Origin of the sequence: Nonomuraea jiangxiensis (assembly GCF_900099965.1) — a bacterium.
GTDB lineage: Bacteria > Actinomycetota > Actinomycetes > Streptosporangiales > Streptosporangiaceae > Nonomuraea > Nonomuraea jiangxiensis.
Genome location: NZ_FNDJ01000014.1, coordinates 200,642 through 223,291, shown reverse-complemented (window position 1 = coordinate 223,291; position 22,650 = coordinate 200,642). Strand labels below are relative to the sequence as shown.

The 22,650-nt window shown below is 71.2% G+C and carries 20 protein-coding genes; 8 read left to right on the top strand and 12 right to left on the bottom strand.

Going from position 1 to position 22,650, the window contains the following annotated elements; all coding sequences use genetic code 11:
* From BLS95_RS29950 to BLS95_RS29940, 3 genes are all read left to right on the top strand, one after another.
* Complete coding sequence (locus BLS95_RS29950; RefSeq protein WP_090938674.1) at positions 1-2,502, top strand: nSTAND1 domain-containing NTPase; 2,502 nt, start codon at positions 1-3, stop codon at positions 2,500-2,502.
* A gap of 143 nt (positions 2,503-2,645) precedes the next feature.
* Positions 2,646-3,578, top strand: a complete 933-nt coding sequence (locus BLS95_RS29945) for an alpha/beta fold hydrolase (RefSeq protein ID WP_090938671.1) — start codon at positions 2,646-2,648, stop codon at positions 3,576-3,578.
* Positions 3,579-3,587: 9 nt separating this feature from the next.
* A complete protein-coding gene (locus BLS95_RS29940) occupies positions 3,588-4,193 on the top strand; it encodes a TetR/AcrR family transcriptional regulator (RefSeq protein WP_090938668.1) in 606 nt (201 codons plus the stop codon).
* Positions 4,194-4,470: 277 nt separating this feature from the next.
* Here the strand turns inward: BLS95_RS29940 and BLS95_RS29935 are convergent, their stop codons facing one another.
* Complete coding sequence (locus BLS95_RS29935; RefSeq protein ID WP_176993441.1) at positions 4,471-4,977, bottom strand: TetR/AcrR family transcriptional regulator; 507 nt, start codon at positions 4,975-4,977, stop codon at positions 4,471-4,473.
* 700 nt (positions 4,978-5,677) lie between these two features.
* On the opposite strand from BLS95_RS29935, the gene BLS95_RS29930 reads away from it, so the two are divergent.
* On the top strand, positions 5,678-7,009 hold the full coding sequence (locus tag BLS95_RS29930; RefSeq protein ID WP_090938662.1) for an FAD-dependent monooxygenase: 1,332 nt from the start codon (positions 5,678-5,680) through the stop codon (positions 7,007-7,009).
* Between the two features lie 164 nt (positions 7,010-7,173).
* Here BLS95_RS29930 and BLS95_RS29925 read toward each other — a convergent pair whose 3' ends face one another.
* The 7 genes from BLS95_RS29925 to BLS95_RS29895 all read right to left on the bottom strand — a co-directional run bounded on the left by BLS95_RS29925 (position 7,174) and on the right by BLS95_RS29895 (position 16,749).
* Positions 7,174-8,058, bottom strand: coding sequence for a DMT family protein (locus tag BLS95_RS29925; protein WP_245765368.1), 885 nt, complete (start codon positions 8,056-8,058; stop codon positions 7,174-7,176).
* A gap of 489 nt (positions 8,059-8,547) precedes the next feature.
* Positions 8,548-10,746, bottom strand: coding sequence for a transglycosylase domain-containing protein (locus tag BLS95_RS29920; protein WP_090938659.1), 2,199 nt, complete (start codon positions 10,744-10,746; stop codon positions 8,548-8,550).
* Between the two features lie 112 nt (positions 10,747-10,858).
* A complete protein-coding gene (locus tag BLS95_RS29915; RefSeq protein ID WP_090938656.1) occupies positions 10,859-11,236 on the bottom strand; it encodes a VOC family protein in 378 nt (125 codons plus the stop codon).
* Between the two features lie 48 nt (positions 11,237-11,284).
* Complete coding sequence (secA2, locus tag BLS95_RS29910) at positions 11,285-13,468, bottom strand: accessory Sec system translocase SecA2 (protein WP_090938653.1); 2,184 nt, start codon at positions 13,466-13,468, stop codon at positions 11,285-11,287.
* Positions 13,469-13,646: 178 nt separating this feature from the next.
* Complete coding sequence (locus tag BLS95_RS29905) at positions 13,647-14,510, bottom strand: DMT family transporter (protein ID WP_090938651.1); 864 nt, start codon at positions 14,508-14,510, stop codon at positions 13,647-13,649.
* Between the two features lie 235 nt (positions 14,511-14,745).
* On the bottom strand, positions 14,746-15,561 hold the full coding sequence (locus tag BLS95_RS29900; protein ID WP_090938648.1) for an SAM-dependent methyltransferase: 816 nt from the start codon (positions 15,559-15,561) through the stop codon (positions 14,746-14,748).
* Positions 15,562-15,648: 87 nt separating this feature from the next.
* Positions 15,649-16,749, bottom strand: a complete 1,101-nt coding sequence (locus tag BLS95_RS29895) for an acyltransferase family protein (protein WP_090938646.1) — start codon at positions 16,747-16,749, stop codon at positions 15,649-15,651.
* Between the two features lie 160 nt (positions 16,750-16,909).
* Here BLS95_RS29895 and BLS95_RS29890 point away from each other — a divergent pair, with 160 nt between their 5' ends.
* Positions 16,910-17,254, top strand: coding sequence for a PRC-barrel domain-containing protein (locus BLS95_RS29890; protein ID WP_090938643.1), 345 nt, complete (start codon positions 16,910-16,912; stop codon positions 17,252-17,254).
* 68 nt (positions 17,255-17,322) lie between these two features.
* On the opposite strand, the gene BLS95_RS29885 is transcribed toward BLS95_RS29890, so the two are convergent.
* Positions 17,323-17,919 (bottom strand): nucleotidyltransferase, encoded by a 597-nt coding sequence (locus BLS95_RS29885; protein WP_090938641.1) that lies wholly within the window; start codon positions 17,917-17,919, stop codon positions 17,323-17,325.
* A gap of 234 nt (positions 17,920-18,153) precedes the next feature.
* Here BLS95_RS29885 and BLS95_RS55915 point away from each other — a divergent pair, with 234 nt between their 5' ends.
* Positions 18,154-18,303, top strand: coding sequence for a GPGG-motif small membrane protein (locus BLS95_RS55915; RefSeq protein ID WP_020543887.1), 150 nt, complete (start codon positions 18,154-18,156; stop codon positions 18,301-18,303).
* Positions 18,304-18,435: 132 nt separating this feature from the next.
* Complete coding sequence (locus tag BLS95_RS29880) at positions 18,436-20,217, top strand: PP2C family protein-serine/threonine phosphatase (RefSeq protein ID WP_090938639.1); 1,782 nt, start codon at positions 18,436-18,438, stop codon at positions 20,215-20,217.
* Between the two features lie 38 nt (positions 20,218-20,255).
* On the opposite strand, the gene BLS95_RS29875 is transcribed toward BLS95_RS29880, so the two are convergent.
* From BLS95_RS29875 to BLS95_RS29865, 3 genes are read right to left on the bottom strand one after another with little or no spacing between them, the layout of a single operon-like run.
* Positions 20,256-20,999, bottom strand: coding sequence for a metallophosphoesterase family protein (locus BLS95_RS29875; protein ID WP_090938636.1), 744 nt, complete (start codon positions 20,997-20,999; stop codon positions 20,256-20,258).
* The gene (locus BLS95_RS29870) at positions 20,983-21,231 is read right to left on the bottom strand and encodes a BON domain-containing protein (RefSeq protein ID WP_090938633.1); all 249 of its coding nucleotides are present in this window, start codon (positions 21,229-21,231) and stop codon (positions 20,983-20,985) included. Before BLS95_RS29870 ends, BLS95_RS29875 begins: the two co-directional genes overlap by 17 nt.
* A 44-nt stretch (positions 21,232-21,275) precedes the next feature.
* Entirely contained in the window at positions 21,276-22,316 is a 1,041-nt protein-coding gene (locus BLS95_RS29865; RefSeq protein WP_245765367.1) for a DNA topoisomerase IB, read from the bottom strand.
* A gap of 55 nt (positions 22,317-22,371) precedes the next feature.
* On the opposite strand from BLS95_RS29865, the gene BLS95_RS29860 reads away from it, so the two are divergent.
* Positions 22,372-22,647 carry a hypothetical protein gene (locus BLS95_RS29860; RefSeq protein WP_143043915.1) on the top strand — a complete coding sequence of 92 codons (276 nt, stop codon included), beginning with the start codon at positions 22,372-22,374 and terminating at the stop codon, positions 22,645-22,647.
* Positions 22,648-22,650: the final 3 nt, after the last annotated feature.

The following is a 22,650-nucleotide window of genomic DNA, read 5'->3' as shown; positions in this document are numbered from 1 at the left end:
ATGTGTGATCGGCTGGGAGACTACTGGCTCGGCGCCCGGCTCGACGGGGGCGGGCAGGTCGTCGTCCGCGAGGCTTACGACGAGTCGGGCACCCGCCATGCCCTGGCCGTGGTGCCGCCCGGCGCCGCCGCCTCGGCGCAGGCGGCCGGGCACGTGCGCTCGCTGTCGATCGCCAAGCTGACCGAGGCCCGCCTGGACGGGGAGCCCGCCTACCTGGTCACCGAGTACATCGAGGGCCCCACCCTGCGCCAGGTCGTCGACGGGCACGGCCCCTACGCGGGCGACGACCTCTACCGGCTGGCCGCCGCCACGGCCACGGCACTGGCCGCCGTGCACGAGGCGGGCGCGGTGCACGGGGCGCTCACCCCCGAGAAGGTCGTCCTGGGGGCCGAGGGGCCGCGGCTGGTGGGGCTGGGGCTGGCGCGTGACGGCGCGGGGACGGCCGAGGACGTGCTGGCCTGGGGGCGGCTGCTGGTGTTCGCCGCGTACGGGTCGGAGCAGCGATTAGGCGGGGGCGAGCGGCTGGACCGGCCCCTGCGCGGGCTGGTGGCCGCCGCCCTCCACCCGGATCCCGAGCGCCGCCCGAACGCCCGCCATCTCCTGATGTCCCTGCTCGACTCGCCCCAGTCGCAGCAGGGCCGGCTGCTGCCTCCCGAGCCCATCGACGACCCGCCGCTCGGGGTGCGTGCCGAGGCCGTCTACCGGGGGTTGGCGCCGGGGGAACAGGATGTGGTGCCGGACGTCTTCCTGCGGCTGGTGGGGGTGGACTCGGACGGCGTGGACACCGTGACCACCGCGTCCCGGGAGGAGCTGGTGGCCGGGCGGAGCGCCGAGGAGGCGGCCGCGATCGACCGGGTGCTGGCGGCGTACGAGCAGGCGGGCCTGATCACGCACCGGGCGGCGAACGACGAGGGCGGCCAGGACCAGGAGCCAGAGCCGGACGGCGGGGAGGGCGCGGGCGACGCGACCGTGGGAGGCACGGACGGCGCGGCTTTGGGAGGCGCTGGCGGCGCGACCGTGGGAGGCATGGCGGTGGGGGTGCTGGCCATCACGCATGCCGGGCTGTTGCGGGCCTGGACGCGGCTGCATGAATGGCTGGACAGCGAGCGGGACGGCCTGGCCGTGCACCGGGAGCTGGCGCGGGCGGCCCGGCGGTGGGAGGCGGCCGGGCGGCGGGAGACCGCGCTGTGGCGGGGCGAGCCGCTGGACCGGGCGCTGGCGTGGGCGGCCAGCGGGCGGCGGCGGGTGACGTTGAGCGCGGGCGAGCAGACGTTCCTGGACGCGGGCCTCGGTCGGGTGCGCAGGCGGTCACGCCGGCGGTGGGCGCTCATGGCGGGGCTGCTGACGGTGGTGGTGCTGCTCGCGCTCTGGCAGGCGGGCGCCGCCGACGGGCGGCTCGACCAGACGATGGCCAAGGTGGCGGCGTCGCGGGCGGAGGCGCTGCGGCTGGCCGACCCGGTGACGGCCCGCAAGCTGAGCCTGGCCGCCTGGCGGCTGGCGCCCATCCCGGAGGCACGCCGGGCGCTGACGGCGACGGACGCGGCGGTGGAGGTGTTCGCCGACCCGCACGCGGGGCCGCGCTCGCTGCACGCCCTCAGCGCCGACGGCGGCCGGCTCGCGGCGCTGGAGGAGGGCACGCTCCGGCTGTACGACGTGAACACGGGCCGCGAGCTCGCCAGGACGGCGGGGCCCGAGCAGTCGGTACGGGCGATGGCCTGGTCACCGGACGGCCGCACGCTGGCGCTGGTCGGGGTCGACCGCTCGTACCTGTGGGACGTGTCCGGCCCGATCGTGGGCCCGCCCTTCGGCCGCGGGCTCGGCGCCCCCGGGGAGCAGTCGGCGTGGTTCAGCCCGGGTGGCGGGCTGCTGTTCGCGGCGGCGCGGCAGTCGGGCGAGCGGTGGGCCTGGGACCTGCGGGCGGGGCGGGCCGTGTACGTGAACGAGTACGTCGTGGTCGGGCCAGGGGACCGGACGGCGCTGGTGTTCGACGGCAGGAGGTCGGAGGTCAGGGACCGGGGACGGGTGACGGCGGCGCCGTGGCTGGGGCGGATGCCGTGGGAGTACACGACGTTCGCGCCGGACGGGAAGCGGGTGGCCATCGCGGAGGAGACGGGCATCCAGGTGTACTGGCTCGACGGGGTGCCGACGCAGTACCGGCGGCTGCGGCCCTCCCCCGGCTATCCGCGCTTCAGCCCCGACGGGCGGCTCCTGACCAGCACGGACCATGATCGGGTACGGGTGTGGCGGCTGTCCGACGGAACCCTGCTTGCCGACCGCCAGGTGCCCGCCTCCGGCGCCGACCGCCCGGCGCAGGCCACGTTCACCGCCGACGGGCGGAGGGTGCGGGTGCTGGCGGGGCGGGGCGTCGTCCTCACCGTGGAACTGGAGCCGGGACCGAGCCCGGCGGACCCGGCGGCGCACATCTGCTCGCGGTACGGCGGGCTCTCACCGCAGGAGTGGGCCCGGTACCTGCCGGAGTTGCCCTACCACGACGCCTGCTGACCCCTCGACCGACCACCAATCGCTCCCAGAACCCGCCACCCCTCGAACCCACCTCAACCCCGCCTCGGACGAGCACCACACTCCCGCGACTCGTCGGCACTTGATAGGATACGACTGTATCCATTCCCGGAGAGGGAGTCACCATGCGCATTCCTGACCGGCCGTCGGGCTTCACCAGCGACTCTGCCCGCGACAAGTACTACGCCGTCTACGACCGAGTGCTCGGCGAGCTGTGGCCGGTGCCGGTGGACGCCATCGACGTGGAGACCCGCGCCGGCACTGTGCGCATCCACCGGGCCGGGCCCGCCGAGGGAGACCCCGTGATCCTCCTGGCCGGTGCCGGTGGGAACGCGCTGAGCTGGCACCGCTACATCGAACCGCTGGCGCGCACGCGCCCGGTCTTTGCCGTCGACCCGCTCGGCGAGCCCGGCCGCTCGGTCCAGAGACGGACGCTGGCGACCAGCGCCGAGGTCGGCGGCTGGGTCACCGACGTCCTGACCGCGGTCGAAGCCGAGCGCGCACACCTGGCGGGTTTCTCCTCCGGGGGCTTTGCCGCGGTATGGGCCGCGGTGGAACAGCAACTCGGCGGGGGCGGCCGGGTCGCGGCGCTGACGCTGGTGGATCCGGGCGGGTTCGCGCCGATAACCGGGCGGTTCGTCCGGTGGGCCGCTGCCGGCGCCATCGCCTCCATGCTTCCTCATACGTTGCGACACCGCATGGCCGGTGTAGTGGGCAACGGGGTGCTGCGCGAGGATGGGCTGGTGAGGCTGATGAGGGCCGGCTGGTCCTTCCGCCGGCGCGTGCTCATCCCGCCCGCCTACACCGACGAGCAGATTCGCGAGCTGTCCGTGCCCGTACAGGTGCTGCTGGGCGCCCGCAGCGCGCTGCTGGACGCGCGGGCGGTGGCCGCGCGGCTGGCCGACATCGCGCCTTCCTGGCGCGTGGAGATCGTTCCCGGCACGGGACACTCGCTGCCCGTCGAAGCTCCGGAGCTGGTCGCCGAGCGGATTCTCACCTTTCCCGGCCAGGCGAGCCCCGGGACCGCAACGCCGAAGCACAACACGAACGACGGGTAGGGAACGGGTATGCCCCGACAGGTTGATCATGATGCGCGGCGGCGCCAGTTGACCGAAGCGCTGCTGCGCATCGCCAGCACCCGCGGCCTGCGGGCAGTGTCGATGCGTGAGATCGCCGCCGAGGCCGGGGTCTCACTGCGCGTCGTCCAGTACTACTTCACGAACAAGCAGGCCCTGCTCGAGTCCGGCCTCACCGAGTTGGGTGCCCGCATGGACCACCGGGTCAAGCAGCGGGCCGCCGCGGCGGGCGAGCTGACACCGCGAGGCGTTTTCGCCGCCGTCCTCGGCACGATCCTGCCCTTCGACGAGCAGAGCACCTTGGACTCCATGGCCTGGACCGCCTACTACACCGCCGCGCTCACCGACCCGGCGCTCGCCGCAGTCGGGCTCACCCTGCCGAACGCACTGGAAAACTTCCTCACCGCAAGGCTGACCGCCGCGCAGCAGGCCGGGGACATCGCCCCCGATCGTGACCCGCGTACCGAAGTCGCCGGCCTGCTGGCTCTCGCCAACGGCCTGACCTCAAGTGTCCTCAGCGGGCAGCGCAGCCACGAGGCCGCCACCAAGATCATCGACTACCACCTGGACCGCCTGTTCGGGCCGGATGCGGTTTGACCCGGCGGGATCACTGCGGTTGAGGGACATGGCCGGCGGCGTTCGCGGCCGGCACCTCGTCGAGGCGTGGTTCGGGGCCGGGACCTTCCCGGCGTACGCCAACGGCAACGAGGGCGTCGCAGCGACAGTCGACCGGTCAGCGGTTCTTCCGTGTGACGGCGTCGACGTGCGGCTCGGTCAGCGCAGCATCCCGGCCAGCAGGTCCCGCATGGCGTCGTCGAACTCGGTCAGCGCAGCATCCCGGCCAGCAGGTCGCGCATGGCGTGGTCGAACTCGGTCAACGCAGCATCCCGGCCAGCAGGTCCCGCATGGCGTCGTCGAGCTCGGCCAGGGTGGGCGTGGCACCGGCCCCGGCGATGGCATCGAACATCAGCCCCTCCCCGTACGCCACCAACTGCCGCGCGTGCCGTACCGGGTCCGCCGAGCCCAGGGCCGTCAGCAGGGCGACGGCGGGGTCGCGGAAGCGGCGCCCGGCCTGGTCGTAGATCCGGCGCAGCTCGGGCCGCCGGGTGGCCTCCAGGGCCAGCTCATAGCGGGCCAGCGTGCGCCTGCGGTCGCTGAGCTGGATGTGGATCGCCTCCGCCATCCTGCCGGGCAGGTCCGACAGGTCGGCCAGGTCCCCCGGACCGGCGCTCAACGCCGGGGCCAGCGCCCGCATCTCCAGCTCGGTCAGCCGCGCCAACGCCAGCTCCAGCAGGGCGGCACGGGTGCGGGCCAGGTTGGACGTGGACCCGGACGGCAGCCCCGCCGCCTCGTCCACGGCCCGGTGGGTGAGGCCACGCATGCCTCGCTCGGCCAACAGGGAGATGGCCGCGTCAGCGACGGCCTCTGACCGTGTCACCGGGTGCCCGCAGCATGGAGGCCCTGCCCCTCAGCTCCGGAGTGAGCTTCAGGGCGGGGAGGAAACGCGGAACGACAGGGCATGAAGCCTCCCGGTTCTTGTAGGCGACGGTCGGTACTGCGCTCCGGAGCTCGCGTCACCAGCTCACCCCGGCACCCGCACGAGAGCGGGCACTGGCAGAGCATCGCGCGCAGGCCAGTTCTGTCGGAAATCTCCACGAGCAGCAGACGCGTACGAGCCAAGCGCGTACGAGCCAGACGCGTACGAGCCAAGCGCGTACGAGCCAGACGCGTACGAGCCAAGCGCGTACGAGCCAGACGCGTACGAGCCAGGCACGTAGGAGCCAGGCGCGTTTCCAGTGCTGGCCGTTCGGTTATGCAGGAAACGCTGACGTGAACGCGGCGCTCCAAATCGCACCCACCGCAGCCGGACATGCCGCGTACGCACGAGAAGGCCCGCCGTGGGGTAAGCCTGCGAACCGCAAGCCTCAACATGCCCTCCTCCTGATGGGTCGAGTGTGGTCGGCAACCCCGCCCTTCCAGGCCGGACAGGATGCCAAGGCCACGAATGCTACCTCGGTGGGGCCACCCAACTACAGGCGTAGTAAGATGTCACTACAGGCGTAGTGAGGGAGGCTCCGGAAATGGCCAGAGCTGTAGTGATCGGCGCAGGCGTCGGCGGGCTCACCGCCGGGGTGGCACTCCTGCGCGCGGGCTGGGACGTGACCGTCCTGGAACGGGCACCGAAAATCGACCCCGTCGGCTCGGGGCTGGCCATCGCGGCCAACGCCCTGCAAGCACTCGACACGCTCGACCTCGGCGCGGAGATCCGCAAGCTGTCCCAGTTACACGGTCAGGCGGGGATCCGCCGACCCGGCGGACAGTGGCTGGTGCGGACCTCGGGGGACGACGCGGAGGCCCGCTTCGGGGACTCGTTCGTGGTCGCGTTGCGGGCGACGCTGCTGGACGTGCTCATCGACGCGCTGGGGACCCAGCGGATCCGGCTGGGCACCACGGTGTCCGCAGTGGACACCGAGGCGGGAGTGGCGCATATCCAAACGGACCTGGCCCGCACCGAAACGGGGGACCCGGGCGCGACCCGTGCCGACGTGGGGGACGCGGGCCGGGACCATACCGAGGTGAGCAACGCGGGCGCGGACCGTGCCCAGGCGCGCGGCGCAGGCCCCGCCCCTACTCAGGCGGAGGACGTTGTGGCCGACCTGATCGTGGCGGCGGATGGCATCCACTCGGCGACCCGGCAGGCGCTCTTCCCTGAGCATCCAGGCCCGGTGTACTCGGGGGTGACGGCCTGGCGCGGGCTCGTACCGGCGAGGGGTGACCTGACGATCCGGAGCACGGAGAGCTGGGGGCGGGGGCAGGTGTTCGGCGTCCATCCGCTGGCGGGTGGCCTCGTCTACATATACGCGACCGACGTGTCACCCGCCGGAGCCGTCCACGGGGACGAACGGGCGGAGTTGCTCCGGCGCTTCGGCGACTGGCATGAGCCCATCCCGACGTTGCTGCGCGCCGCCGATCCCGCCCACATCATCCGGAACGACGTGCACTACTTCGACACGCCACTGCCCGCCTTCCACCAGGGCAAGGTGGCGCTGCTCGGGGACGCCGCCCACCCGATGACGCCGAACCTGGGCCAGGGAGCCTGCCAGGCGATCGAGGACGCGATCGTCCTGGCTCACCTGGTCGGACCCGGTACGGCGGACGCTCCCGACCGGCTCCCGGACGCCCTGGCCGCCTACAGCGCGGCACGGCTGGAGCGGACGGCGAGGATCGTGAAGCAGTCCATGACCATCTGCAAGGTGACCAAGCTACGGAACCCGGTGGCGGTGGGCCTGCGCGACCTCGCGATGCGGGTGGCCACCCGGCTCAGTCCAGACCTCATGCTGCGCTCGATGGACGGGCTGCTGCGCTGGCACCCACCGGAGAAGGCCGCCCACCCTAACCGCTCGGCCGGGTAAGACCGCCAGGAGTCACACAGCCTGACCGCCCGATCGGTAGCACCCCCAAGGGCAGGCACACGACCTGACCGCCCGATCGCTGGCGCCCCCAGGACTGGCACACGAGGGGTTAGTTTGCTCCTTGGGCGGCTGGTGACGTGGTGGGCCGGGGGCTCCGGGGAGCGTCAGTTTGCTTCTGAGGTCGCTGGGACTGGGTGGCGGGCCGGGGTGGGCGGGAGTGTGGTGGGGTGGGAGTGGTCGGGGGCCAGTCGGCCGAGGGTGATGGTGCCGGCGATGGTCAGCGCGCTGGCCAGCAGGGCGGGGATCGCGGTGGACGGGCTGGTGGGCAGCGGCTCGCCCAGCAGGATCGCGCCCGCCAGGACGGAGGTGATGGGGTCCACGACCTGGACGCCCGCGTAGGCGATGCCGAAGTAACCCACGGCGTACGAGCGTTGCAACAGCACCACCGCGCACACCAGCAGCACCGGGATGGCGATGGTGAACCAGTGCATCAGCCGCCCCCAGTCACCCTGCATGCCCCCGCCGACCACGCGCACGAACGTGGACACGCTCGCCGTCACCGCTCCCGCGCCCACCGCCATCAGCAGCGCCCTGTTGGGGCCGTGGACCCGCTTGGCCATGAAGTGGGTGACGAGGGTGATCACCGCGATCACGGCCAGGAAGCCCACGGCGGCGCCGTCGCTCAGCCTGGGGATCACGTTGTGCCGGGGCACCAGGAGCATGAGCCAGAGCAGGCCGACGGCCACGGCGATGGAACCAAAAATTTCCGCTTTGTACGGCTTACGGCCATACATGAACGCGGCCAACGGAACGGCGAACACCAGCGTGGCGACGCTGATCGGCTGGACGGCCACCAGCGGGGCGAAGCTCAGGGCCACGGCATGCAGGCAGGCGCCGGTGAAGCCGATGATGCCGCCGATCCACCAGCGACGCCGCTTGATCAGCCTGAACGAGGCACCCTCGGCCACGGCCTCGTATTGCTGCAGGGCTGCGCCGAGCGCGTATCCAAGCGCTCCTGCCAGGGCGATAATCAGGCCGACCCAGGTCATCGTCGCCCACGCAGGGGCATGGATCCGTCCAAGAGCATGTGCTCCAGCTTATGGGGGATGGCGGTCTGTGAAATCCTACTTTAGACCGATGATTGACCAGAAACGGCCGTCGACCAGCGCTGATGCGCGCTGACGAAGCGAACCCCGCCTCACGGACCCCATCGTACTTGCTACGGGCTGGACGTCCCTGGGCCGCCTCATCCACCGACTGCTCGGCAGGCCGCCTTGTCCACGACTACTCGCCAGGCCGCCCCGTCCACGGCTACTCGGCAGGCCGCCTTGTCCATCGGCTGTCCCTGGGTGGGCGGCCTCGCCACCGGCTGCTCGACGGCGGGCCTCGTCCACCGGTTGCCCTGAGTGGGCGGCCTGACTGCTCGGGGGCGGCCTCGTCCACCGACTGCCCGTGGGTAGACGGGCCTCGTCCACCGACTGCCCGTGGGTAGACGGGCCTCGTCCAGCGGCTGCTCGGGGGCGGGCCTCCTTCGCCGGCTACTCCTCGGCTACGTCGGCTGCCTCGTCCGCCGGCTGCTCGTCGGTGGCATCGTCGGCCGGCGACTCCTGGGTGGCATCGTCCGCACGTGGCTCCGTGGTCGCGTCGCCGGGGTCCGGCTGGTCGGGGTCGCGCCGGGACGGGGCGCAGTCCTCGGCGCAGCCGCCGAAGCGCTCCATGTCCACCGGCGTGAACCGGGTCGGCGCCACCCCCCGCAGCGCGGCCGTCATCGTGTCCTTCCAGATGGGGCCGGGCACTGAGGCGCCCTGGACCGAGCCGTAGTACCGGCCGCCGATGGTGACGCCGGTGAGCTTGTACCGCTGGGAGCCGCGCGGGTCGCCGATGCTGACCGCCCCCGCCAGATCGGGGGTGAACCCGGCGAACCAGGCGCTGGCGTACCCGTCGGTGGTGCCGGTCTTGCCGGCCGCCGGGCGGCCGATGCCGCCGACCCCGCTCATGGTGCCGTGGGTGAACACCCCGGACAGGATGTACGCGGTCGCGTCCGCGACCTGCGGGTCCAGCGCCCGTTCGCACCGCGGCCGGTAGTCGGTCGTCTGGCCGTCCCGGCCGGTGACGGAGGTGATGGCCATGGGCGGGCAGTACGTGCCGCGCGCCGCGATGGCGGCATAGGCGGTGGCCACGGTCACCGGGTCGCTCTCGTTGATGCCGAGCGTGAACGTCTCGAACTCGCGCAGCTTGGCGCCGTCGGCCCGCTTGATGCCCAGCGACTTGGCGGTCTCGACGGTCTGGCACAGCCCCACCCGCTCCTGCAGGGCCATGAAGAAGGTGTTGACCGAGCCCCAGGTGCCGGTTTCCAGGGTCTTGAAGCCGGGCGAGCCCTCGTCGTTCGTGACCGTCCACGACGGATCGCCCACGTTACGGCCGGCACAGTTCTTGAAGGTGGAGTAGCCGGGCGCGGTGTAGCCGGCGCCGGCGGTGATGCCGTCGTCGATCTTCATGCCCTGCTTGAGCGCGGTGATCAGGGTGAACGTCTTGAACGTCGAGCCCGGCTGGAAGCCGATCAGCCCGCCGTGCGCCTTGTCGGCCACCGCGTTGTAGGAGATCTCGTCGTCGCGGGCGGAACCGCCGAACGGGCGGCTGGCCGCCATCGCCTTGATCTTCCCCGTGCCGGGCTCCACCAGCGCCTCGGCGGCCAGCGCGCGGTCCGAGGCGCGGACGTGCTTCTTGATCGCCGCCTCGGCCGCCTGCTGCGCCTCGGGGTCCAGCGTGGTGCGGATCTTGAGCCCGCCCAGGCTGAAGGTCTGCTCGCGCTGCCGCCGGGTGCCGCCGAAGTCGAGGTTGGCCAGCAGTTCGTGCCGTACGTACTCGCAGAAGTACGGATAGCGACTCTCCTGGCAGCCGTTGGGCTGCTTGACGCCCTTGTAGCCGAGTTTGCGGTCCTTGGCCGCGTCGGCCTGCGCCCGGGTGATCCGGCCGAGGCCCGCCATCCGGTCGAGCACCACGTTCCGCCGCCGCAGCAGCAGCTCGCGTGCCTCCTTCCCGCGGTCCGGGCTGGTCGTGTTGGGGTCCTGAACGGCGCCGGCGAGGGTGGCGGCCTGCGCCAGGTCCAGGTCGGCCGCCGACACGCCGAAGAAGCGCCTGGCCGCCGCCTCCACGCCGTTGGCCCCCGCCCCGAAGTAGGCGATGTTCAGGTATTTCTCCAGGATCTCGTCCTTGGTGTACTTCTGCTCGACGGCCATGGCATGGCGCAGCTCCCTCAGCTTGCGCGAGTAGCTGGCCTCCAGGGTCGCGTTCTTCTCCTCCTCGGAGTCCGCCGAGTTGAGCAGGACCTGCTTGACGTACTGCTGCGTGATCGACGAGCCGCCCTGGCTGATGCCTCCGGAGGTGAGGTTCGTGACCAGGGCGCGGGCGGTGCCCTCGATGTCGATGGCGCCGTGCTCGTAGAAGCGGTCGTCCTCGATCGCGACGATGGCCGTCCTCATCACCTCCGCGATGCGCGCCAGGGGCACGACCTTGCGGTCCTGCGCGTAGAACTGGGCGATCTGGTGGCCCTCGGCGTCGTACACGGTGGTCTTCTCCGGCAGCGGCGGCTCCTCCAGCGCGGCCGGCCGGAGGTTCAGCGCATCGGTTCCCGCCACGACCGCGGCGCCCGAGCCGCCCACGGCCGGCAGTACGAGCGCCGCCGCCACCACTCCGGCGGTGGTGGCGGCCCCGGCCAGGCGGAGGATGCCGGACATGCGTCTGCGAGGCTGCGATCTGGACATGGCGCCCAGGACAGCACAGTCCCCTACGTACTGTCCAAGACCGCTATGGAGCACCCGCCGATATCTAAATCGGTATCATCCCTGTTCAGCTCGATGCTTCGGGGCAGACGCAGAACAGGTGGCCGGCCGGGTCCTGTAGCACGATCCAGCCGGTGCCCTCCTCCGTCACCCCGGGCTGGAACTCGGGCCGCGTCGCGCCCAGCGCCACGTATTCAGCCACGGCCCGCTCCACGTCCGCCACCCGGAAGTCCAGGTGGAACTGCTTGTCCGGGCTTGGCCAGACCACCGGCTTCCGGTCGGCCACGCGGCCGAAGTAGATGCTCGACGTGCCGTCGCTCACCGCGGCGTACTCGTCCTCCGCGTACGTGATGTCCCATCCGAGGATCGCGTGGTAGAACTCGGCCAGTTTCTTGGGCTCCGGGCAGTCGATGGACACGGCCAGGAGTCTTGCCTTGGTTGTCATGCGACCAGCGTTCCAGCCGTACCTGCCACCTTCTGTCAGGTAACGGAATCAGCCGCGCCGGGCGGCCGCCGTGACACGTTTGAGGATGCGGTCCCACTCCGTGCCGAACGGGTTGTCCTGCACCAGATACGTCCAGGTCGCCGTGGGCCGCTGCAGGTCGGGCTCCGGGGCCTCGAACGACTCCAGCGAGCGCCGCTCGACCTCGGCCAGCAGCGACTTGTACTCGGCCACCGCCTCCCGGTGGAACTCGTCGATCGGGCTCATCCGGCCCAGCGCCCGCAGGTGGATGCCCTCGCGCAGGTCCGTCAGGAACGCCAGGTGCTCGGTCCAGCAGCGGTCGATGGCGTGCAGGACGATCTGGCGGGCGAGCTCGTCCCTGCTCTCCTCGGGCAGGGTCGCCCAGCGCTCGGGGTCGGCCGACGACAGCGCCTTGGCGGCGGCGTCCCCGTGCAGAACCTTGTCCCGCCACTCCAGGATCAGCTCGCGCTGGTGCTCCAGCAGCCGGGTGTAGCGCCACGTGTTGCGGTGGATCTCCAGGTTGACGCCCTCGGCCACGCGCTGGGCGTGGCCGACGAGGTAGGCGCCGCGCCGGTGCCGGACGAGGCCGTCCGCGTCGGCGGCGGGCGGCCGCTCGTCGGGCACGAACTGGGTGATCAGGTCGTCCTGCGTGCTGACGAAGAACACCGAGCCGCCGGGGTCGCCCTGGCGGCCGGCCCGCCCGCGGAGCTGGTCGTCCAGGCGGCTGCTGGCGTGCCGGCCGGAGCCGATCACGTACAGGCCGCCGAGCTCGGCCACCCCCTCCCCCAGGCGGATGTCGGTGCCGCGGCCGGCCATCTGGGTGGAGACCGTGATGGCGTCGCGCTCCCCGGCCTTGGCGATGATCGCGGCCTCTTCGGCGTCATTCTTGGCGTTGAGCACCACCGGCTCCAGGCCGCGGCGCTGGAGCAGCTTGGCGAGGTTTTCCGACTCGGCCACGTCGAGGGTGCCGATGAGGATGGGCCGGCCGGTGACGTGGACCGCCTGGATCTCCTCGACGAGCGCCGCGTCCTTGTCGGGCACGGTCGGGTAGATGCGGTCCGGCTCGTCCAGCCTGACGCACGGCCGGTTGGGCGGGATGACGGCGACCTTGAGGCCGTAGAACTCGCCGAGCTGCTCGCTGACGGCCACGGCCGTACCGGTCATGCCGCAGATGCGCGGATAACGGCGGATCAGGCCCTGGACGGTGATGGAGTCGAGGATCTCGCCCTTCTCGCTCGGCGGCAGCGCCTCCTTGGCCTCCACGGCCGCCTGCAGGCCGTCCGGCCAGCGCTGCAGCAGCGCCACCCGGCCGCGCGAGGGGTTGATCAGCTGCACCTTGCCGTCGCGCACGATGTAGTCGACGTCGCGGGCGAGCAGCGCGTGGGCGTGCAGGGCCAGGTTGAGCTCGATGAGGGCGCCGGGCTCGTGCTCGTCGTAGAGCTCGACGCCGAGCAGGTTTTCCACGCTGTCGGCGCCCTTGGGGGTGAGATAGACGTTGCGGGACTGCTCGTCGATCTCGTAGTGGTAGCCGCGTACGAGCTGCCTGACCAGCGCCGCCATCTCCGGCACCGCGTTGCCGGGGTCGGTGGAGCCGGCCATGACCAGCGGCACCCTGGCCTCGTCCACCAGCACGGAGTCGGCCTCGTCGATCAGGGCCACCTCGGGCGGGGGCACGATGATCGCGCCCGCGTCGGTCCGGAGGCGGTCGCGCAGCACGTCGAACCCGATCTCGCTGACCGGCCCGTACGTCACGTCTTTGGCGTAGGCGGCGCGCCGCTCGTCGGGCGTGGAGTTCTGGCCGATCCAGCCCACGCTCACGCCGAGCGCCTCGTAGAACGGCCCCATCCACTCGGCGTCGCGCCGGGCCAGGTAGTCGTTCACCGAGATCACGTGCACGCGCCTGCCCTGCAGCGCGTGCCCCGCCGCCGCCATGGCGCCGGACAGCGTCTTGCCCTCGCCGGTGGCCATCTCGGCGACCTTGCCGTCGAGGAGGGCGAGGGTGCCGAGCAACTGCACGTCGTACGGGCGCAGCCCCAGCGTCCGGTCGGCGGCCTCACGCGCCACGGCGCAGAACTCCGCCAGATCGTCCATCGCCGGCACCGGCAGCTCCTCGAGCCCCGCGATCCGCTCGGCCCGCCCCTCGGCGGCCTTGACGATCTTCAGATAGGGGGTCAGAGGGACGCCGCCCGGACGATCCAGGAGGTTCCTGATCATTCCTTTTATTGAGGCCACAGTTCCTCCAACGCGCGCTTCGCCGACACCGTTCCCTCCGCGCCTCCCCTCGAGCCGGATTGTGGGACTTCAAGGAGGCTGAGCGACGACACGGCAAGCGTCGCCGTACCGGACCTTAACTCATTTGACGGCCCGAGCCGTCACACCGCTCCCGCCGGAGTCAGCCCTCTTGGGCGCGTACGGCCAGAACCGTGACGGCCAGAAGCAACAATGCGCACCCCGACCAGGCAAGAGGTGTGAGCCGCTCGCCGAACAGCACGACGCCGAGCACCGCCGCGCCCACCGCCTCGCCGAGGGAGATGATCGAGACCGTGGTGGCCCGCAACGCGGTCAGCGCCCGGAAGAACAGCCCGTACGCCAGCGCGGTCGGCACCGCCCCCAGATAGAGCAGCAACCCCACGGAGGCCAGGCTGACCTCCGGCACCACCCCGTCGGCCAGCGCGAACGGGGCCAGGCACGCCGCGCCGACGACGAACCCGCCGACCGCCGTGCCCCGCGGGTCGTCCCGGTGGTGCCGGGAGAAGAGCGTGACTCCGGCGTACCCGGCGGCCGAGGCCAGGGCGAAGCCGATCCCGGCAAGGGTGGAGGTGTCGGTCTGGAGCACGGTCTCGGCCGTGAGCAGCACTAGCCCGGCCAGGGCGGCGGCCAGGGCGGCACTGGCGATCCCGCCGAGGCGCTCGCGGAGCAGGAAGCGGCTGCCCAGGGCGGTGAAGACGGGCGTGGCGCCCATCGTCACCACGGTCGCGACGGCCACGCCCGAGTGGGCGATCGCGGCGAAGTACGCGGTCTGGTACAGCGCCATCCCGGCCCCGACCGGCAGCACCCGCCAGCTGAGCCCGGAGTGCAGGGGACGGGTGAGGGCCAGGAGGAGGGCGGCGCCGATGAGGTAGCGCCACAGGGACACGCCGACGGGGCCGAGCCCGGCCGTCTCGAAGAGCAGCGAACCGGCGGCGCCGCCGGTGCCCCAGGCGGTCGCGGCCACGGACACGTAGAAGGCGCCCCGCCGGGCGGAGACATGGGTCATGACAGGAGTTCTCCGGAGGGAGTGGTGGAAAAGGGCCCGGTGTGCGGGCAGCAGCCACCCCCGGATCGCTCAGACCCGGAAATTTCAGGAAATGCCGCCCGCTAGTGGGCGGGCGGCGGGGAGCAGATCAGCATGCGCGGCATGGCCCACACCCTAATGCCGCGCCTCTCCCGCTTCATCCAGATATCGCCGCGCCGGGCGGCCGGTCCGAAGCACCTGGACCGCGGACGCCGCTCTAGGGTTTGCGCCCGACGCCGCCCAGCAGGAGCTCCTCCCAGGGCGCGAGCGGGCCCGGGACGCGCTCGTCCGGATGCCATTCGGGGAAGTGCACCACCCCCGGCTCGACCAGCTCCAGGCCGTCGAAGAAGCGCGTGACGGCCGCCCGGTCGCGGAAGTAGCCGGTGCCCATGGTGGCCTGCAGCATCGCCTCCAGTGCCTGCGCCTTGGGGTTGGCCGAGGTGGACATGTTGGAGGCGGCCAGGTAGCTGCCCGGGGGCAGCGCCGCCATGTACCGCCTGACCAGCCCGTACGGGTCCGCGCGGTCGGGCAGCAGGTGCAGCAGCCCGACGGCCAGGATCGCGGTGGGCCGCGACAGGTCGATCAGCCGGGTCAGCGCCGGGTGGCCGAGCACGGCGCCCACGTCACAGGCGTCGGCGGTGATGGCCTCGGCGTACGGGTTGCCGCCCAGCAGGGCGCGAGCGTGCGGCTCCACCACGGGATCGAGGTCGACGTAGACCACCCTGCAGCCGGGATCGGCGAACTGGGCGACCTCGTGGGTGTTCTCGATGGTCGGCAGCCCGGCGCCCAGGTCGACGAACTGCCTGATGCCGGCCTCGCGGACCAGGAAGTCGACGACCCGGCCGATGAAGGCGCGGTTGCACCACAGGAGGTCCACCACCGCGGGCACCGCGTCCTTCAGCCGGTGGGCCACCGATCGGTCGGCGGCGAAGTTCTCCACGCCGCCGAGCAGGGCGTCGTGCACGCGGGCCACGCTCGGCCGCGCCGGATCGACGCCCGGAGGAGCCCACTCGTGCTCGCCGTCGGCAGTCACCCGCCTCCCTTCGCGGTCCCGCCGAAAACCTGTGACGGGGCCTGTGAGAGGGATGGTATCCGGAGCTCAGACCTGCCGGGCAGGCGGTCAGGAGAATCGGCTCAGCCCGTCCCGACGCCCCGTGACGAGCGCGCCGAGCGCCGGGGCGGCCGGGCGGCCGGACAGCAGCCGCTTGAGCCGGGGCGCCAGCGGCCGCTCCACGAACCGGTGCACCAGGTACGCGGCCCCCAGCATGACCAGGACCACCGCAGCCAGCAGTACATACCTGGGCACGACAGCCCCCAACCGGCTGAACACCACGAACCCCACATGGGCGTGCAGGAGATACAGCGGGTACGTCAGCGCCCCCGCCGTCACCAGCCACGGCCTGGCGAGCCGGCGGGTGACGCGGAGCGCGACGAGCGTCATGACCAGGAAGGCGAGCACGACCACGGCGGTGACGACGGCAGGCGAGTACGCCACCCCGTACCGCTCCCCGACGGCGTCGGCGTACCCGGCGGCCCGGACGACGGCGTTGCCCAGGCAGATCGGCACCAGCAGGGCGATCTGCAGGTTCAGCCCGAACTTGTAGAGCATGAACAGCGCCATCCCGGCGATGAAGTAGTGCGCGAACTCCGACTGCACGACCAGGTCCGCGGCGCCCGGCAGCAGCCCCGCCTCCACCGCGAACGTCAGCCCCAGCCACGTCCACAACCCCGCCATGATCCTGCCCCGGGTCATCCCGATCCAGGTGAACAGCAGGATCAGCAGGTAGAACCGCATCTCGGCCCAGAGCGTCCAGTAGACGACGTCCACGTTCGCGATGTCGGGCACCGCCTGGAACATCGTCAGGTTCGCCAGCACCTGCGGCGGCGTCACCCGGAACAGCCCCTGCCCCAGCGTCACGGTGACCACGGTGGTGACGGCGATGCCCACCCAGTACGCGGGGTAGAGCCGCACGGCCCGCGACACGAGGAACTCCCGCGGGCTCCTGCCCCACGCGCTCATCAGCACCACGAACCCGCTGATCAGGAAGAACAGGTCCACGCCCAGGTAGCCGTACTTCGACCAGGCGCTCTCCGCGCCGAAGACGACCGGGCTGGAGCCGCCGGCCCAGCCGGAGAACGTGTAGTGGAAGAGCACGACGCAGAGCGCCGCGAGCAACCGGAGCCCGTCGAGCTCGTACAGGCGGTCTGACCTGGATGGCATGGTTCCGCCCCCTCCCGTTCATGGAGAGGGTGCGCTTGGCCCCTTGATGGGTGATTGATGGTCGCCTGCCTGCAACCGCTTTGCAAGGCGTTTACCGCGTTGGGTGCGGGTAGCGGAAGTTGGCCCGACCAAGACGACAAGAAGAGAGGAAGAGCACCCCATGGAGCTCTGGAACTATCGTCCTGACGTCTATGACCGCGGTTCGAGCTTGGACCTCGTGGGCTATGACGTCCAGGCGACCGATGGGAAGATCGGGTCCGTCGACGAGGCGACCTACGACGTCGGCGAGAGTTATCTCATCGTCGACACCGGTCCCTGGATCTTCGGCAAGAAGGTCATGCTCCCGGCACAGGTCATCACGAGCATCGATCCTCAGGAGCGCAACGTGTTCGTCGCGCGCACCAAGGCCGAGATCAAGGAAGCGCCCGAGTTCGACGCGGGCACGTTCAAGGAGCCCGAGTACCGGACGAGGCTGGGGGACTACTACGGCCGACTCCCCGGGTAACTCCGTGCCATCCGTGAAGGGCCGCGCCTGCCGGGGCGCGGCCCTTCACCATGTCAGGGGCCGCGGGCCTACGGCCACTTCGGGTCGCCCAGCGGCTCGATCGGCCCCTCCAGCACGTCCAGCCGCTCCAGCAGGGTGATGAACGTCCTGGCGTACGGGGAGGGCGCGACCACCGCGGCCACCCGGGGCCAGTCCACCTGCTCGCGCATCGCGCGCACCTGGGCCAGCAGCGCGCCGTAGTCGCAGGCGTGCTCCGACAGCGGCAGCAACCACGTGATGACCAGGTCGGTGGCCTCCAGCACGGGCACGATCACCGCCGACGCCTTCAGCGGCTCGGCCCTGTCGAGCAGTTCGTCGGTGATCGGCAGGTCGGACACCCGGAAGATCAGGTCCACCAGCCGCCCCTCGTCGTACGCCTTGACCAGCCAGTCCTCCGGCGGCTTGGCCGTCTGGAAGCCGATCCCGCGCAGCGCCTCCAAAGCGGCCGGCACGTCGTGCTCGGTGAGCACGAAGTCCACGTCGTGCAGCGAGGGCGCCGCCCCGCGCGCGTACGCCGCGCACCCGCCGGCCAGCGCGAACTTCACCCCGGCATCCTTCAGCCCGGAGCTGGCACGCTTGAGCGTGTCGAGGATGGCGTCGGTGACGGCGTGCCCGTGGCTGCTCATGTGATCGGGCTACCCCTACGAACGTGCGCTAGACGTCGTCCGGCGAGTAACCATGGCGCGAGTTGGGTAGGGCTCGCAGCTATGACCGCTTCGAGCTCGGATGGCCGAACGGCCGTGCTCGTCGGACAAGGGAAATAAACCCGAACACCACCTCCGGTGTTCCCCGCCCATCGCTCCTCATTATTTCCGGGAAAAACATGTTAAGGAAGCGATGCCCAGGGCAGACGCAGTTTCATGGCTACATTGCTCTGGATCATCGCGGTAATCCTCGTCATCGCCGGGATCTATGTGATCTTGGCTCGGCGCGACCTGCTCTGGGGGATCGTGCTCATCGTCCTCGGATTCCTGGTCGGGCCCGGCGGGGTAAGCATCTTCAATGTCTAAGGGCGTGAACCCGTCCGGTTCCCGCCCACCGGCCGCTGGGTCGAACCTCGAGAACGACCCAGCGGCCCCTAGTTTTGCTGAAATATCGTAAATTGAGCTCCTCATTCCCGTTTTCACGGGCATGAGGAGCGTGTGAGCAAATATCCGCCGCTCAGCCGCTACGAGACCGGCGCTGCCTCGGCGAGAGTCCGTGATCAGCTCGCGCGCCTCCGGCATCGCATGCGGAGCGAGGCCATCCTGGACGAGGCCACCGCCCGCCTGGCCGCCGAGCTGAACATCCGGCCCGCCGAGGCCGCCGAGCAGCTCACCAGGCGGGCCCAGCACAGCGGGCTCGACCTGATCTCGGTGGCCAAGGGCGTCGAACGCCCGTCGGAGGAGCCGGCGAAGGCGCCCGACGTGCCCGAGTGGGTGCACAGCATGCTGGAGGCCGTGCACGCCTCGGCCTTCTACCTCACCCCCATCAGGGACCCCGCCGGCCGCGTCGTGGACTTCCTCATCGCGGCGGCCAATCGGCATGCCAGGACCGTGTCCGGCCGCACGGCGGACGAGCTGACCGGGCGCCGGCTCCTGGTCGCCAGCCCGGGCGTGGCCAGCTCGGGGCTGCTCGACGATTACCTCACCGTGTACGAGACGGGCGAATCCGTGCACCGGGAACCGCTGGAGTTCGTGGAGGTGCACGACTACCTGCTCTGGCCGGCCACACTGAGCGTGCGCGCGGCCCGGGTGGACGACGGGCTGCTGGTGAGCTGGCGGGCGCTCGACGACGAGGAGTTGCTCGTCTCCGGCTGGGAACGCGCCCAGCGCCTGGCCGAGCTGGGCTGGGGCGAGTGGAACCTGGCCACGCGGCGCGCCCTGTGGACTGCCCAGATGTATGAGATGTTCGGCCGCGACCGCGCCGAGGGACCGCTGCCCCTGGAGGAACTGCCCGCCACGGTGGTGCCGGAGGACCTGCCGGTCGTCGAGGACGAGCTGCGCTCGCTGCTGGAGTATCGGGAGGCGGTGGAGACCGAGCTGCGGATCCAGCACCGGCACGGGATCCGGCATCTCAGCATGTTCAGCGAGCCGATCCTCGACGCCGACGGCCTGCCGGTCAAGGTGCGCTCCCTGGTCCAGGACGTGACCAGGCACCGGCGCCGGGAACGGGCCCTCGCCGTGGCGCACGAGCAGGCCCACCGGCAGCGGGAGCGGGCCGAGGAGGAACGCCAGGTCACCCTCCAGCTCCAGAACACGATCCTGCCGATCCGCCGCGGCCTCCTCCAACTGCCAGGGCTGATCGTCGGCGTACGGTACCTGCCCGCCGAGGAGCTGGGCCGGCTCGGCGGCGACTGGTTCAAGGCCGGGCCCATCCCCGACGGCCGGGTGCTGCTCGCGATCGGCGACGCGATGGGGCACGGGCTGACCGCGGCCAGCATCATGCTCCAGACGCGCTCCGGCCTGACCGGCCTGGCCTACACCGGGGCGGACTCCGGCCGGCTCACCACCTGGCTGAACGACCTCATCGTGCACTCCAACGAGGCCATCACCGTGACGGGCACCGCGATCATCGGCCACTTCGACCCGGAGGACCGCTCCTTCCGCTGGACGAACGCCGGCCATCCGGCCCCCATCCTGGTCAGGAACGGCAAGGCCGAGCTGGTCAACGGGACACCCGGAATGATGCTCGGAGCGTTCGACGCCACCGAGTACGCCACCACCCACACGCCGCTCGAAACCGGCGACACCCTGCTGCTCTACACCGACGGGGTGATCGAACGGCGCGGGCAGGACGTGGACACCGGCCTGCACGCGCTGGTCCAGGCCGCCCACCACTGCGTCGGGGAGGATCCCGAGGCGATGATCGACTGCGTGCTCAAGCGGCTGGGCAGCGAGGGCGCCGAGGACGACGTGTGCGTCATGGCCGCACGGGTGCTCTGAGGCACAGGGCGCTCAGGGTCGCGGCCGCTCGCTCAGGGTCAGGCACAGCCGGGGTCGCAGGTTAGGCAGTAGACGGCGTAGGCCTTGCCCAGCACCGGCATCGCCACGTTGCGCACCCTGATGCCGCCGGGTGTCATGCCCTTCTCGCTGCCCTTGTGCGCGTGCCCGTGCAGGATCAGGTCGGCGCCCGCCGTGTCGACCGCCTCGGCCAGCAGGTAGCTGCCGAGGAACGGGTAGATCTCGTGCGGCTCGCCCTCCAGCGTCTCCTTGATCGGGGAATAGTGCGACAGCACCACACGCTCGTCGGCCACGATCTCCTTGAGTGCGACCTTCCACGCCTCGGCGATGTAGCGGGTGTGGGACACGAAGTTCTTGATCTCGCGCTCGCCGAACTCGCTCGCGCACTTCCCGGCGAACCCGCCGCCGAAGCCCTTCCCGCCGACCACGCCCAGCTTCCGGTCACCGCACTGGATCACGACGCCCTCGTCGTCCAGCACGACCACCCCGGCGTCCCGCAACTCCGCGGCGATCTCGTACTGCAGGTCGGAGTGGTAGTCGTGGTTGCCGAGCACGGCGACCACCGGGATCGGCAGGCCGCGCAGCTCGTCGGCGACCAGCCGGCCCTCCTCCAGCGTGCCGTGCCGGGTCAGGTCTCCCGCCAGCATGAACACGTCCGCCCGGTCCTCGATGCCGGCCAGCCGCTGCCTGTACTGCCCTCGGACATCCTCGCCCAGATGAATGTCACCTACGGCCGCTATGCGCAGGTCAGTCAAGGTGCTCATCCTCCCCGGGCTCGTGGGCCTCGACGACCTTGATCTCGTTGTGCACGTGGAGATCGGGCGCGGTCTCGTGGGCCACCTCGCCCAGCCGCAGGCGTTGTTGGGCGCCGCTCACCTGACCGCGCAGGAACAGCTGGTCACCTCGTATGTCGACGCGAATGCCGAGCTCGTGCGTGCGTCCGTCCTCGGCCAGCGCCTGCTGGACCCGAGCTGCGACGTACTGCGGAGCTTCCATCGCTCGCCTCCTTCTTTGTCGCCGCATGCCCGGTCAAGAACCGCTCAAACGGCACGGATAAGGTCGATGACCGCCTTCTCCACCGTGCCCACCGTGGCCAGTTGCCCGTAGTCGGCCTCCGCCCCCAGCTCGGTCAGGGCCGCCGCGATGGTCCTGTCCTGGTCGTACGCCTCCACGACGCGCGGATCGACGTACGACGCCCGGGCCACGGTGGGCGTGTTGCCGAGATATTCGGCGACCTCCCGCATCACCCGGGTCACCGCCCGCTTCTTCCTGGTACGCCCCTCCGTCACCACCGGCTTGGACACCGCCAGGCCCACCGCCGCCAGCACCGTGGCGTGCCAGGTGCGGAAGTCCTTGGCCGTGACCTCGTACCCGATGGTCTCGCGGAGGAAGTCGTTGATGTCCTCGCTCCTGAGGTCGGCCCAGCCATGCCGGGACCGGTAGCGCAGCAGCTCGCCCTCCGCGCCGAGCGACTTGAGCGCCCTGATCACCCGGCACGCGCCGGGATCGGCCACTTCGACCTCCCGCGCGAGGTCGCCCTTGGCCTGGTAGGCGCAGGTGACGACGCCGTTGGAGCAGGTGACGTGCTCCATCCTGAGCGTGGCCAGCCCGTAGGTGTCGTAGCTCTCGCCGCCGATCCGGAAGAAGCCGATGTCCAGCAGGCGGGCGGCGGCGGCCAGGACCCGTTCCCTGGTCAGCCCGCGTCCCTTGAGCTGCTCGTCCACGGCCGCCCGGAACTTCGGCAGCCGCTCGGCCACCTCCAGCACCCGGTCGAACTTGGCCTGGTCCTGCTGCTCGCGCCACAGGTCGTGGTAGCGGTACTGCCTGCGGCCGGCCGCGTCAGTGCCCACGGCCTGCAGGTGACCGCGCGGTGACGTGCAGATCCAGACGTCCTCCCAGGCCGGGGGAATCGCCAGCGCCTTGATCCGGGCCAGCGTGGCGGGGTCGCGCACGGGGGTCCCGTCCGGGCCGAGGTAGCCGAACCCGCGCCCGCGCCGGCGCCGCGTGATCCCCGGCTCGCCCTGGTCACTGGGGCGCAGGGTGGGCCTCCGTTTTCCTGTTCCGGGGCGCGAGTCGGGCACGCCGGGCGCACTACCCCAAGTGTTAATGCGCAAACCGCATGGGCAGTTGGGCGACATGTCCGATAACGGAGATAAGCAAGAGCGCGGAGAGTGGTACGAGGAGAAGTCCTCCAGGGGGCACGCGATGGTGCCCGCCACCCCGCGTGACGTGGTGCATGTGAGGGTGGGGTCGTTCCTGCTGGTGTTCCTGTTCGCTTTCGCGGTGCTGGGCATCATCGCACGGGCTCCGGTCATGACGGGCATCGCGATCCTGCTGGGCATCGCCACCGTGGTCGACATGGTGCTGGCCGTACGACGTCAGAAGCAGCGACGAGATGGAGAGGCAGGCTGATTT

Coding starts and splice junctions, on each gene's coding strand:
- BLS95_RS29950 (WP_090938674.1), top strand. CDS start 1: ATGTGTGATCGGCTGGGAGACTACTGGCTCGGCGCCCGGCTCGACGGG.
- BLS95_RS29945 (WP_090938671.1), top strand. CDS start 2,646: ATGCGCATTCCTGACCGGCCGTCGGGCTTCACCAGCGACTCTGCCCGC.
- BLS95_RS29940 (WP_090938668.1), top strand. CDS start 3,588: ATGCCCCGACAGGTTGATCATGATGCGCGGCGGCGCCAGTTGACCGAA.
- BLS95_RS29935 (WP_176993441.1), bottom strand. CDS start 4,977: ATGCGTGGCCTCACCCACCGGGCCGTGGACGAGGCGGCGGGGCTGCCG.
- BLS95_RS29930 (WP_090938662.1), top strand. CDS start 5,678: ATGGCCAGAGCTGTAGTGATCGGCGCAGGCGTCGGCGGGCTCACCGCC.
- BLS95_RS29925 (WP_245765368.1), bottom strand. CDS start 8,058: ATGACCTGGGTCGGCCTGATTATCGCCCTGGCAGGAGCGCTTGGATAC.
- BLS95_RS29920 (WP_090938659.1), bottom strand. CDS start 10,746: ATGTCCGGCATCCTCCGCCTGGCCGGGGCCGCCACCACCGCCGGAGTG.
- BLS95_RS29915 (WP_090938656.1), bottom strand. CDS start 11,236: ATGACAACCAAGGCAAGACTCCTGGCCGTGTCCATCGACTGCCCGGAG.
- secA2 (WP_090938653.1), bottom strand. CDS start 13,468: ATGATCAGGAACCTCCTGGATCGTCCGGGCGGCGTCCCTCTGACCCCC.
- BLS95_RS29905 (WP_090938651.1), bottom strand. CDS start 14,510: ATGACCCATGTCTCCGCCCGGCGGGGCGCCTTCTACGTGTCCGTGGCC.
- BLS95_RS29895 (WP_090938646.1), bottom strand. CDS start 16,749: ATGCCATCCAGGTCAGACCGCCTGTACGAGCTCGACGGGCTCCGGTTG.
- BLS95_RS29890 (WP_090938643.1), top strand. CDS start 16,910: ATGGAGCTCTGGAACTATCGTCCTGACGTCTATGACCGCGGTTCGAGC.
- BLS95_RS29885 (WP_090938641.1), bottom strand. CDS start 17,919: ATGAGCAGCCACGGGCACGCCGTCACCGACGCCATCCTCGACACGCTC.
- BLS95_RS55915 (WP_020543887.1), top strand. CDS start 18,154: ATGGCTACATTGCTCTGGATCATCGCGGTAATCCTCGTCATCGCCGGG.
- BLS95_RS29875 (WP_090938636.1), bottom strand. CDS start 20,999: ATGAGCACCTTGACTGACCTGCGCATAGCGGCCGTAGGTGACATTCAT.
- BLS95_RS29870 (WP_090938633.1), bottom strand. CDS start 21,231: ATGGAAGCTCCGCAGTACGTCGCAGCTCGGGTCCAGCAGGCGCTGGCC.
- BLS95_RS29860 (WP_143043915.1), top strand. CDS start 22,372: ATGTCCGATAACGGAGATAAGCAAGAGCGCGGAGAGTGGTACGAGGAG.